A 12,725-nucleotide genomic window follows, 5' to 3' on the forward strand; every position below is an offset into this window, starting at 1 on the left:
AAGCAACATTGTTGCTTGCTATTTCTTCATAAAATGCTCGCAATTTAGCACTGTGTTTCACTACTTCCCCAATGACAATAATTGCCGGTGAAGACAATTTTTTCGTTTTAACAACTTCCAGAATAGAATCAATGGTTCCGACGCCAATTTTTTCATTTTTTGTGGTTCCGTTTTGGATAATTGCGGTTGGAACATTCTCTTTATTGAACTTTTTGAAAATGTCAACAATTTCGCAGAGTTTGCTCATTCCCATTAAAATAACGACGGTTGCCGTTGACTGCGCCGCCAAACAAACGTCATTCGACAATTTTTTGTCTGAAGTGGTGCCGGTAATAACCCAAAAACTTTCAGAAACGCCTCTTTTTGTTAATGATATTCCTTGACTTGCAGGCACCGCCATTGATGATGAAATTCCTGAAATAATTTCAGCTTCAATCCCGAAAGATTCTATGTAATCTATTTCCTCCCCACCACGGCCAAAAATAAATGGATCACCTCCTTTTAAACGAACTACATGTCCGTATTGAAAGGCGTATTTTACCATCAGTTCGTTAATTTCGTCTTGTGAATGACTGTGAAACCCTTTTGTTTTTCCAACAAATATTCTTTGGGCTTCTTTAGGAGCATATTTTAACAATTCTCGATTAATCAATGCATCATAAAGTACCACATTGGCTTCCTTTAAGGCTTTTACACCTTTCATGGTAATTAATTCCGGATCGCCCGGACCTGCTCCAACAAGGATTATTTTTGGGGAATTATTCGTTTTCATCTGTTTAAATTTTATTTTTTAGCGGTAACAGCTGCAGTTCGCTATTAATCATTCCTATGTGTATCAAAATTTGTTATGCTCGTTTTATTTGTTATTTTCTATTGTTTTTTTGTCAAATGGAACGCCTAGTATCTTTCTTTTTCTGTTAGATTATTTTGTTGTGGGCGTTTCATCTGTTAAAATTTTAGTTCGAAGTTCAGTTGCTTTTTGATAGAATAATTGTGCGTCTTTTAAGTATTTCTCTGCAAATTCTTTGGTAGGCTCATTGTTTTGAAGTTGGTACACAAATTCAGAAAACGGAGTTTCCAATACAATATCATCCGCAAAAAGCGTTTCAAATTCCGAAATGATTCCGGCTTGTGTATTTGTGGTTTTGTCTTTGGTCAACAACAATGCTTTTGCCGTATTCACCAAACTGGTATAAGCATAATAAATGCTGTCGGAAAACTGGTTTAATTTTAAAGCTTCCTTAGCATTCGAGATTTTCTCCTCACTGTCCATCAACAATGTCGCTACCAAATCAATCACGACTCCCGCACATTCTCCAACGCCAACGGCCATTTCAAAAGGTTCTTCACTTCCCCAATCCGTAAAATCGCTTTCCTGCAAATTAGAACTGTCGGCAATCGGTTTCAACATATTGTAAAAATAGATTTCTCCTTGTCGGTCATAATAATCCAAAAATGATTCCCCTACTGCACGGTTCGATTCCACATCATTTAAAATAGCTCTCAAAGCATTTGGCCCTCTTTTACTCGGAATTTTAATCACCTTATCGGCTATTCTTCCTTCGCCGTTTCCTAAAATGCCTCCACCCAAAAGCACTTGCAGAGCCGGAGCCACAAGATTCCCATATTTAATAGTCATTCCTTGAAAACCAATATGCGCCATCGTATGTTGTCCGCATGCATTCATACAACCACTTATTTTTATGGTGATTTCCTTGTTGGCAGCAAAATGCGGAAACTCATTTTTTAGCACTTTTTCCAGTTCCCTTGTGATTCCCGTACTGCTCGCAATTCCCAAATTACAGGTGTCGGTTCCCGGACAAGAAGTAATGTCGAAAATGCCGTTATATCCAACTTCCGCATAACCCAATTTATCAAGTTCTGCGTAAAAGAAAGGCAGTAACGCTTCTTTAACATGAGGAATCAAGATGTTTTGACGCAAGGTCAATCGCAATTCATTGGCTGCATATTTTTTAACTAAATCGGCTAACAAACGTGCTTTATCCGTATAAAAATCGCCTAAATGAACTTTAATCCCAATGGCGTTGAATCTTTTTTGTTTTTGGGGAATCACATTGGTTAATTTCCAAAGATTAAAGGCTTTCTCATCGGTTATATTAACTGAAGGAATTTCAACCTGCGGAATTGAAATTTCAGTTTCAAAGCTGGAAGTGTCAATTTTAAACGTTGTACTGGACAAGGCTTTTTGTTCTTCTGAAACCAATTTCACAAAGGCATCCAGACCTATTTCTTTCACTAAAAATTTCAATCTCGCCCTTGCTCTTTTTGCGCGTTCGCCATGCCTGTCGAAAACCCGCAAAACAGCTTCTGTGACCGGAATTAATTTATCAGCCGGCAAAAATTCATATAGCGTGTCTGCCAAACGAGCCTGAGAACCCAATCCTCCGCCAATCATCACTTTAAAACCGATTTCTCCGTCTTTAATTTTAGCGATAAAGCCCAAATCGTGCATAAAACTCAATGCGGTATCTTCCTCTGTTGCCGAAAAAGAAATTTTGAATTTTCTTCCCAATTCCTGACAAATCGGATTCCTTAAAAAGAATTCAAAAGCTGCTTGGGCATAAGGTGAAACATCAAAAGGTTCATCAACATCAATTCCTGCAGTTTCCGAGGCGGTTACATTTCTGACTGTATTTCCACAGGCTTCACGCAAAGTAATATCATCTTTTTCCAATTCTGCCCATAGTTCGGGTGTTCTGTCTAAACTCACATGGTGAATTTGGATGTCCTGACGCGTGGTAATGTGCAGTCTTCCTCGAGAATATTCATCTGAAACTGCAGAAATTCTACGCAATTGTTCTGCAGAAATTTTGCCGTAAGGCAATTTAATCCGAATCATTTGCACGCCAAACTGACGTTGTCCATAAACACCACGAGCCAAACGCAGACTTCTGAAGCGCGCTTCGTCTATTTTTCCTTCGTAATAAAGACTGATTTTTTTTTCAAGGTCAATAATATCCTTCTCGACAATCGGATTTTCGATTTCGTTTCTGAAACTTTGCATGATATTTTGTGATTTTAGTTAGTAGAAAAAGTTTCCTATTTCATAGGTTGTGTGAATTTAAATTTTATGTATGTTTTTGATTTTCATCCTATCCCAAGCCCTTTCCAAAGGAAAGGGAGTTTGTTTTGTTTTCTGAAAAAGTCTTACTAAAGTGAACTTTCAGCTTAAATTAGTGTTGAACGGTTTTTTATTAATTTCTTCTCCATTTCATGTTTTTTACACACCCCTAACCCCTCTCAAGAGGGGAGTTTTGATATGAACTTTTAACTTTAACTTTTTTTTCCGTTCCAACATTAATTTCGCCATCTCGCCACCTGGCTCTATCGCTAAAAATGTATACTATACATTTTTTTTACGCTCTGTCCTACTCAATAAACCCAACTCCTGCTGTATTATTTGTTTGCTGATCTATCAGAATAAATGAGCCGTTTGTTCTGTGTTCTTTAAAGGCGTCGAAAAAAATAGGTTTGTTCAATTGAAAAGATACCGAAGCAATGTCATTCATATTTAAATTGGCAATATCGGTTTCAACACCTGAGAAATCGGGATTTACTTTATGATTAATGGCAGTAACTTTGGCTATTACTTTATTTACGCCATGTTGCAAGGTATATTTAGAGCCTGCAGCCAATGCCTTTGCATCCATCCAAGAAACGGTTGCTGTAAATTGTTTTTCAATTTTTGGCAATTCCCCTTCTTTTACGATCATATCTCCGCGACTTACATTCACATTATTTTCTAATGTTACAGAAATGGAAGTTCTTCTTGCGGCACTTTGGTATTTTTTACCATTAAAGAAAATTTCCTTAATTCGGGATTTCGTTTCAGATGGTAATACGACAACTTCATCTCCAACATTTATTTCTCCTCCATATACTTTACCAGCATAACCTCTAAAATCGTGAAATTCTTCCGTTTTAGGACGAATGACATATTGCACCGGAAAACGCATTTTGCCTCTATTGTAAATATTTACGGTGTCTAATTCTTCTAAATATTCTAATAATGTTTGACCGCTAAACCAAGACATTGCCTCTGATTTTTCCACTACGTTATCGCCTTTTAGCGCACTTACCGGAATGTAGGTGATGTTTTGATCTTCATAATCGCTTTTTTCAACCAGTTTTTCAAAATCGGCTTTAATTTCATTGTATCTCTCTTCTGAAAAGTTCACCAAATCCATTTTATTCACAGCCACAATGACGCTTTTAATCCGCAATAAATTATTGATAAAAAAGTGACGATAGGTTTGCTCAATCACACCATGACGCGCATCTATCAAAATTATCGCAACTTGGGACGTTGAAGCACCAGTAACCATGTTTCTGGTATATTCCACGTGACCCGGAGTATCGGCAATGATATAGCTTCTTGTTGCTGTTGAAAAATAAATATGGGCTACATCAATGGTAATTCCCTGCTCACGCTCCGCCACCAAGCCATCTGTTGCCAGTGAAAAATCTAAATAATCATACCCTTTTTGTTTGCTGCTGCGTTCAATGGCTTCTAATTTATCATCGGTTAATGATTTTGTATCGTACAATAACCTTCCGATTAAGGTACTTTTACCATCGTCGACACTTCCTGCTGTTGCTATTTTTAAAACTTCCATATTTTTTTTGCTGTTGGTTGTTGGTTATTGGTTGTTTGTATTTTGAATTTCACACCAATTTCCAATTCCAAACTTTCATTTTTTAATTTAACACTTTACTTAAAACTTAGAACTTACAACTCAACACTAGAAATAGCCTTGTTGTTTTCTTTTTTCCATAGCGGCTTCAGAGCGTTTGTCGTCAATTCTGGCGCCACGTTCAGAAATACTGGATTCCCTGATTTCTGCAACCACTTCACGAATTGTTTCTGCATAAGAATCTACTGCGGCGGTACAACTCATATCTCCAACGGTTCTAAAACGAACCATTCTTTCTACAACTTCTTCTTCATCATCTTTAAACACATGTTCTGAAGCCGACCAAATAAGTCCGTCCCTCATAAATATGTCGCGTTTATGTGCAAAATAAATAGATGGTATCTCTAAATTTTCATTTTCAATATAGGTCCACACGTCTAATTCTGTCCAGTTGGAAATTGGAAAAACACGCACATTTTGTCCGAGTTCAATTTGTCCGTTCAGCATATCGAACAATTCCGGGCGTTGGTTTTTTTCATCCCACTGGCCAAAATCATCACGTACAGAAAAAATACGTTCCTTGGCCCTTGCTTTTTCTTCATCTCTTCGTGCACCACCAATACAGGCATCGAATTTAAATTCTTCAATGGCGTCCAATAAAGTTGTCGTTTGTAAAACATTCCGACTTGAGTACCTGCCTGATTCTTCTTTCACTTTTCCCTGATCAATGCTGTCCTGCACATTTCTAACAATGAGTTCCAATCCCAATTCTTTAACCAGTTTATCGCGAAACTCAATCGTTTCGGGAAAATTATGTCCGGTATCAATATGCATTAGAGGAAAAGGAATTTTTGCCGGATAGAAAGCTTTTTGCGCCAGGCGAACCAGTGTTATTGAATCCTTTCCTCCGGAAAACAACAATACTGGTTTTTCAAATTGGGCAGCAACTTCCCTAAAAATATAAATTGCTTCGTTTTCCAATGCATTGATATGTAATGTCTCTGTCATTTTATCTGTTTTATGAATGCAAACCGCATTCTCTGTTTTCCAACACTTTAGTTGGATCAAAATATGTGAATTCGTTTGGTAATTGATTTTTCGTTAAATAAGTGTCCAACATTTCGTCTGTCCAATGGTAAAAAGGGCTCACCTTTAAAACACCGTCTTTACTTATGGAAACAACGCCAATATTGTCTCTGAAAGCAGTTTGTCCTTTGCGTATATTGGTAAACCAAACATCGGGTTTATGTTCCTTCATAGCTCTGTTAAAGGGCTCTAACTTCACCTGTTCAGTAAAAATTTTATGCATAGGATCTTCAATTTGCGGAATTCCCAAAGTTGCATCTCTATATGCAGCTGTTTGTTTTGGAACATATAAATGCACATTTAAGTCCAATTTTTCGATTAATTCATTGGCATGTTTATAGGTTTGCGGCGTATTATAGCCCGTATCACACCAAATCACCTTTAAATCATTTTTTACTTGGGTGCAGGCATGCAAAATTGCCACTTCATACGGTCTGAAATTTGTGGTAACCAGTGGAGCAGAAGCAATCGATAATGCCCAATTGATAATTTCATTGGGAGATTGATGTTCCAACTCCTTATTTATAAGTTCTAAATCTAAATTTTTCATTGTTTTCTCCATTTAATTAAATTCCAAATTCGTTCATGACCATAGTATAACACCATTTTGGTCACCACCTCTATGGACCCAATTGAAAGTGCCATAGTGAGTTCTCCGGTAATAAACCAGGAAATGATCATGGTATCTATTGTCCCAACTACTCTCCAACTCATTGCTTTAACAATGCTGCGAATGGGCTTTTCCGATTTTATATCGGCCTCAAAACCTTTCTTGGCAGTTTCTTTAGACGACGGTAAAATTTGATCTATTATCATTTTTATTTTTATTCTAATCTTTTTATTGGCAACAAAAATACATCTTTTTTAATACTCTACCCATTCAATAGGCTAATAGATTGATAAAATTCGGCTATTTAACATTTTTTGAAATATATTACTAAATTTTAACTTATTAAAGCATCATTTATATCCTGAATGATATCTGAAACATGTTCCAATCCAACAGAAATCCGAACCAAGCCGGGCGTAATTCCTGCCGCCAATTGTTCTTCAGAAGAAAGTTTGCTGTGCGTCGTGGATGCCGGATGTGTGACAATTGTTCTTGTATCACCAAGATTGGCCGATAAAGAACACATTTTAAGGGCATTTAAAAAGTTTTTTCCTGCTTCCAAACCGCCTTTTACCTCAACGGCAATGATATTACCGCCCAATTTCATTTGCTTTTTGGCAATCGCATATTGAGGATGTGAGGACAGAAAAGGATATTTAACTTTTTCAATTTTTTGATGGCTTTCCAAAAACTCAGCAACTTTTAAGGCATTTTCACAATGTTTTTCCACACGAACCGCCAAGGTTTCCAAACTTTTTGACAACACCCAGGCGTTAAAAGGCGATAATGCCGGACCCGTATTTCGAGAAAATAAATATATTTCACGCACCAATTCAGCTTTTCCAACCACCACACCACCCAAAACACGCCCTTGTCCGTCCATTAGTTTTGTAGCAGAATGAATCACCAAATCTGCACCAAATTTTATGGGTTGCTGAATATATGGTGTTGCAAAACAATTGTCGATGACCAACAATAAATTGTGTTTTTTAGCAATTTTTCCCAATAAGGCCAAATCAATAATATCAATCCCTGGATTGGTCGGCGATTCCGCGTACAATATTTTTGTTGAAGGTTTGATTAAGGGCTCTATTTCGTCTGGATTATTAATGTTAAAATAAGAAGTTTCAATATTCCATTTTGGAAAATACTTGGTAAATAAAGTATGCGTTGACCCAAAAACCGAGCGTGCCGAAACAATATGGTCACCACTGCTTAACAAGGCAGCAAAGGTTGAAAAAACTGCCGCCATCCCTGTCGCAAAAGCATAACCGGCTTCAGCACCTTCCATTTTCACCACTTTTTCGGTAAATTCAGTCGTATTCGGATTGCTGAAACGAGAATATATGTTTCGGTCATTTTCTTCGCTGAAAGAAGCACGCATTTCTTCAGCATCTTCAAACACAAAACTTGAAGTTAAATACAACGGCGTTGAATGTTCCTGAAAATTGGAACGTTCCATTTGGTTTCTTATGGCTTCGGTTTCGAAATTTTTGTCGATCATTATATTGGTTGTTAGTTGTTGGTTATTGGTTTGTCTTTATTTTCTAAAAGTTAAATCCTATAATTTAATAAAAAGCACACCCCTAACCTATCTCAAGAGGGGAATTAAACTTTTTAACATTTTTATTTCACTGTTTCCTATTGCCTATTGTCTGCCACCTATTGCTTAATTTTTATCTGCCAACCGTAATATATCTCCAAATACACCTCGCGCAGTAACCGCAGCACCTGCTCCCGCACCCTGAATTACAATTGGATTTTCACCATACGACTCCGTATAAATTTCAAAAATAGCATCGGCGCCTTTAATTTGCCCAAGAGCACTGTTTATTGGTACGGAAACTAATTTAACATCCAAATTCCCTTTATCTTCCTGTAAATTTCCAGATAAATTTCCAATATATCGCAATACATGATTTTCTTTTTGATTGTCTTTTAAATGTTGATAATAGGCATCCATTTCATTCAATTTTTCCAAAAACTCATTCGTTGTTCCTTTTCTTAAATTTTCCGGAATTAAATTTTCTATAAGTACGTCTGAAAACTCATTTTGCAAATCAAGTTCACGCGCTAAAATCAATAATTTTCGACCAACATCATTTCCACATAAATCCTCACGCGGATCAGGTTCCGTAAAACCCTGGTTAATGGCTTCCTGCAACACTTCACTAAACGGCCTGTTTTCGACAGAATAGGTATTGAACAAATAACTTAACGAGCCCGAAAACACACCCCTAATTCCCGTGATATTTTCGCCGGAATCATGCAGTAATTTAATGGTGTCAATTAATGGCAATCCTGCGCCAACATTGGTTTCATATAAGTACGATTTTTTATTTTCCTTAATTTTTGTGCGCAATTCTTTGTAAGAAGCGTATTCAACAGTATTCGCAATTTTGTTTGAAGAAATTAAATCGAATCCATTTTCAGCCAACTCAATATAATTTTCAATAAAAATACTGCTTGATGTATTGTCAATTGCAATTAAATTTTCCAAATGGTTATTTTCGGCATACTCAATAATATCTTTTAACCTGTAATTATCAGTTGAATGAATTTCAAATTCTTGTTTCCAATTTTCGCTAATTCCTCTTTTATTTAACAGCACATTTGAGGAACCTGCAACTGCGAATATATTTAAATTGATATTTTTCCTTTTTAGAATATTTTCTTTGCTCTTTAAAACCTGTTCAATTAAAGTCCCCCCAACCAAACCTTTTCCAAAAATGGCAATATTTATATTTTTTGAAACGCCAAAAATCTCCCCATGAATTACATTTACCGCCTTTTTTAAATCTGTTTTCTTAACAACCAAACATACGTTTTCACCTGTAACCGTATTGTTTATCAGAATTGGCGTAATATGGTTTTTGATTAGCGAGCTGTATGGCTGATTAAAGGAATGCAAACTTTGACCGATTATTGAAATTACCGAAACATTTTCGGTTACATATATTTGACTAACGTCTTTAGTTTGAAATTCGTCTTTAAATTCATTTTCAAGCACTGTCTTGGCTTTGTACCCGTTTTTTGAATCAACAATAAAACCAATACCACGTTCAGACGAGCCTTGGGAAATAACGCTTACGCTAATATTTTCTTTAGCCAAGGCTGTAAAAATTCTTCCGTCTACGCCAACTTTTCCCAATAAACCGCGCCCAATGAAGTTCACCAATGCAACATTTTCATCTACTGACAATGATTTAATACCTCCTCGTTCCGTTTCGGAACCAATTAATGTACCTGGATTTTCGGGGTCAAAGGTGTTTAATATCCGCAATGGAATATTTTTTTCAATCAAAGGAATAATGGTTTTGGCATGTAAAATATTCGCGCCAAAATTTGCCATTTCGTTAGCTTCCTGATAAGAAAGCTTTTCGATTTTTTTTGAATTTTCAACCAAATCGGGATTTGCAGTATAAATACCACTGACATGAGTATAATTTTGAAATTCCTCTGCATTTAAATAATTCGCAATAAGCGCAGCGGTATAGTTACTTCCATTTCTCCCTAAAGTAGTTGTTTCTCCATTTAAGTTTGATCCAATAAAGCCTGTAATTATTTGTATTGCCTCTCCATCATTTTTTCTAAAATGTTCCATTACATTTTCTTCGGAAACACTTTCAAAAGGTTGTGCTTTACCAAACTGGTTGTTGGTTTTTATTAAGGTACGGGAATCAACAAAATTAGCTTTAATACCGCGTTTATTTAACAGGTGAACAACCAACTTTGCTGATAAAATTTCACCTTGAGCCAGTACCTGGTCTTTCACCTTTTCGCTGTAATCCCCCAATAAATTTACACCCCTAAAAATTTCGTCGAGCAATTGAAATTCAGTAGCAAAACAGACCGTTTCATCAACTTCAAGCTGGTATTTTTTAAGTGCTGAAAACGCTTCTAAAAAAGGTAAATTATTTTTAGCTTTCTCTAAAATAGATTCCAAATGGTCGGTGGTTTTATCACGTGCCGAAACGACCACAGTAATTTGTTCACCATTTTTTATTTTGTTTGCAATAATATTTAAACTGCTGTCCAGTCCAATACCATTTGCCAATGATTTCCCTCCAAATTTTACGACTTTCATTTTATTTTTTTTAGAACTTTGATTAAAAATTGGTTCTATTATTTTTTCCAATTGTTGGTATTCCATTAAAAAGGCATCATGCCCATGAACTGAATTAATTTCATTATAGGTAACATTTGGATTTGTTAAGGCCAACTGCTTATGCGTTTCTCTGTTCTCTTCCGCAGTAAAAAACAAATCGGAATCCACGCCAACAATATGAATATTTGCATTAATTGTATCCAAAATAAATTCATTCCTGCCTTTTGTAACATCAATTGTCCTTAACAGCTGATTCATTAATTTATAGGCTGAAAGTTGAAAACGCTCCTGCAGTTTTTTACCGTGATGCAACAACCAGCTTTCGACATTGAATATCTCAAGCTCTTCATTTTTTGAACGCTGAAAACGTGCTTTAAAGGATTCGGGTGTTCTGTAACAAAGCATGGCATGCATACGCGCATCATGGACCGGATTGCAAGAATTCGATAAAAATTGTTCCTGAATCTGGCAATTGGCAATCAGCCAATCGGTCGATTTCCAATCAGTCGCTACAGCAATTAAATTTTTTGTTATCGTAGGGTTTATCACTGCCATTTCCCAGGCAATCCCACCACCTAAAGACCCTCCGACAAGGGCAAAAAGTTCCTTTATTTTTAAGGCTTCCAACCCTAATAAAAAGATTTTCGCGATGTCTCTTGCTACAAAATCCTTATAATTTTCAATAACAAAACCGTCATAGCCATTACCGGGAATGTTAAAAGCTAAAATTGTATATTTTTCGGTGTCTATTACTTTGTTTTCACCCACTAAATCGAGCCACCAACCATTTTTTCCAGCCACATCAGAATTTCCGGTTAAGGCATGATTGATCAATACAACAGGAGCCGAATACAATGCTTTTCCAAAAATTTGATAAGAAAGGTTAATTTCTTGAACCTCCTTCCCTTTTTCCGGAATATAATCAGCTATTGTTATGTGTTTTAATGGATTCATGATGCTATTTTAAACATTGCCGCAATCAAAATTTTTGATTTGGATAAAAATTGTAGCATTATTTAAGAAAGGCAGAAAATTACTGGAAGTATTTTCTTTTTGTTATCTATCCAAATTGGTAGAATTTAGCACCTTCTTTGCAAGGCAAAGGGTTGCTAAGGCTTCAACGGGTCTAATCCCTCTGCCTTTCTTAATAACACTTTTCAATACGTTTATGAACTGAAATGCAAATTAATGCATTAAATTTTTCTTAAACAATACTTTCTTTTAAATTTAACAAATTGCCATTTAAATTTTGCTGAATGCTTCCTTTAAATCCTGCTTTAAATCTGATATATCTTCAATACCAACAGAAAGCCTAATCAAATCTTTTGAAACCCCAGTTGCCAATTGTTCATCATCAGACAATTGCTGGTGTGTGGTGCTTGCCGGATGAATAATCAATGATTTGGTATCACCAATATTGGCCAAAAGAGAAAATAATTTTGTTTCATCAGCGACTGTTTTAGCTGCTTCAAATCCGCCTTTTAACCCAAAAGTCACTACGCCGCTTTGTCCTTCAGGCAAATATTTCTTTGCTAAATTATAGTATTTGCTTGATTTTAGTCCGGGATAATTTACCCAAGCCACTTCTTCCCTGCTTTCCAGCCATTCGGCTAATGCCAATGCATTTTCGCTGTGTTTTTTAATTCGAATTGGCAAAGTTTCCAATCCCTGAATAATTTGAAACGCATTGAACGGACTCAAAGCCGCACCATAATCGCGCAGACCTTCAATACGAACTTTGGCAATAAAAGCCGCATTTCCCAATGCTTCATGATAAACCAATCCATGATAACCTGCAGAAGGTTCGGTAAATTCAGGAAATTTTCCGCTGGTCCAGTCAAAATTTCCGGCATCAATAATAGCGCCACCAAGAGAAGTTCCATTTCCTGAAATATACTTGGTTAAAGAGTGAATCACGATATTGGCGCCGTGCGTTATTGGGTTCAACAAATAAGGTGTTGCCACCGTATTATCAACAATAAAAGGCACTTTAAAAGCTTTGGCTTCCGCAGAAATCGCTTTCAAATCCAAGATGTCCAGTTTAGGATTTCCCAAACTTTCCGCAAAGAAGACTCTGGTATTTTCGTTGGAGGCTTTGGTGAAATTTTCGGGATTCGAAGGATCGACAAACGTTGTGGTGATTCCCAATCTTGGTAAAGTAACTTTAAACAAATTAAAAGTTCCGCCGTATAAGCTGTTTGACGCCACAATATGGTCGCCCGCTTTCAGCAAAACCAATAAAGCCGTTGTAATTGCCGCAGTTCCG

Annotated in this window: 9 protein-coding genes and 1 riboswitch; all 9 genes read right to left on the minus strand. The window is 36.5% G+C overall.

All coding sequences use genetic code 11. The features are described 5' to 3' along the window. The coding region (cobA, locus tag ABY285_RS10760; protein ID WP_372769909.1) for a uroporphyrinogen-III C-methyltransferase at positions 1–772 on the minus strand (772 nt) is incomplete at its 3' end. Positions 773–922: 150 nt separating this feature from the next. Next, positions 923–3,025, minus strand: coding sequence for a nitrite reductase (locus ABY285_RS10765; RefSeq protein WP_372769911.1), 2,103 nt, complete (start codon positions 3,023–3,025; stop codon positions 923–925). Between the two features lie 364 nt (positions 3,026–3,389). Continuing rightward, positions 3,390–4,637 carry a sulfate adenylyltransferase subunit 1 gene (locus ABY285_RS10770; protein ID WP_372769913.1) on the minus strand — a complete coding sequence of 416 codons (1,248 nt, stop codon included), beginning with the start codon at positions 4,635–4,637 and terminating at the stop codon, positions 3,390–3,392. Between the two features lie 126 nt (positions 4,638–4,763). Beyond that, on the minus strand, positions 4,764–5,663 hold the full coding sequence (cysD, locus tag ABY285_RS10775; RefSeq protein ID WP_372769915.1) for a sulfate adenylyltransferase subunit CysD: 900 nt from the start codon (positions 5,661–5,663) through the stop codon (positions 4,764–4,766). A gap of 10 nt (positions 5,664–5,673) precedes the next feature. Next, positions 5,674–6,291 (minus strand): phosphoadenosine phosphosulfate reductase family protein, encoded by a 618-nt coding sequence (locus ABY285_RS10780; protein WP_372769917.1) that lies wholly within the window; start codon positions 6,289–6,291, stop codon positions 5,674–5,676. Next, positions 6,288–6,557: a DUF2061 domain-containing protein gene (locus ABY285_RS10785; protein WP_372769919.1), complete on the minus strand. Its 270-nt coding sequence runs from the start codon at positions 6,555–6,557 to the stop codon at positions 6,288–6,290. Before ABY285_RS10785 ends, ABY285_RS10780 begins: the two co-directional genes overlap by 4 nt. Before the next feature lie 128 nt (positions 6,558–6,685). Continuing rightward, on the minus strand, positions 6,686–7,855 hold the full coding sequence (locus ABY285_RS10790; protein ID WP_372769921.1) for a PLP-dependent aspartate aminotransferase family protein: 1,170 nt from the start codon (positions 7,853–7,855) through the stop codon (positions 6,686–6,688). A gap of 165 nt (positions 7,856–8,020) precedes the next feature. Further along, on the minus strand, positions 8,021–11,413 hold the full coding sequence (thrA, locus tag ABY285_RS10795) for a bifunctional aspartate kinase/homoserine dehydrogenase I (RefSeq protein ID WP_372769923.1): 3,393 nt from the start codon (positions 11,411–11,413) through the stop codon (positions 8,021–8,023). A gap of 99 nt (positions 11,414–11,512) precedes the next feature. Next, a riboswitch (SAM riboswitch) is annotated at positions 11,513–11,613 on the minus strand. 88 nt (positions 11,614–11,701) lie between these two features. Next, positions 11,702–12,725, minus strand: a 1,024-nt coding sequence (locus ABY285_RS10800; RefSeq protein ID WP_372769925.1) for an O-acetylhomoserine aminocarboxypropyltransferase/cysteine synthase family protein, incomplete at its 5' end; no start/stop codon positions are given.

Source organism: Lutibacter sp., from assembly GCF_041555395.1.
In the GTDB taxonomy this organism is placed as follows: Bacteria; Bacteroidota; Bacteroidia; order Flavobacteriales; family Flavobacteriaceae; genus Lutibacter.

What these genes read in the sequence shown, in the direction of transcription:
- ABY285_RS10765 (WP_372769911.1), bottom strand. Translation starts at nt 3,025, where the DNA reads ATGCAAAGTTTCAGAAACGAAATCGAAAATCCGATTGTCGAGAAGGAT.
- ABY285_RS10770 (WP_372769913.1), bottom strand. Translation starts at nt 4,637, where the DNA reads ATGGAAGTTTTAAAAATAGCAACAGCAGGAAGTGTCGACGATGGTAAA.
- cysD (WP_372769915.1), bottom strand. Translation starts at nt 5,663, where the DNA reads ATGACAGAGACATTACATATCAATGCATTGGAAAACGAAGCAATTTAT.
- ABY285_RS10780 (WP_372769917.1), bottom strand. Translation starts at nt 6,291, where the DNA reads ATGAAAAATTTAGATTTAGAACTTATAAATAAGGAGTTGGAACATCAA.
- ABY285_RS10785 (WP_372769919.1), bottom strand. Translation starts at nt 6,557, where the DNA reads ATGATAATAGATCAAATTTTACCGTCGTCTAAAGAAACTGCCAAGAAA.
- ABY285_RS10790 (WP_372769921.1), bottom strand. Translation starts at nt 7,855, where the DNA reads ATGATCGACAAAAATTTCGAAACCGAAGCCATAAGAAACCAAATGGAA.
- thrA (WP_372769923.1), bottom strand. Translation starts at nt 11,413, where the DNA reads ATGAATCCATTAAAACACATAACAATAGCTGATTATATTCCGGAAAAA.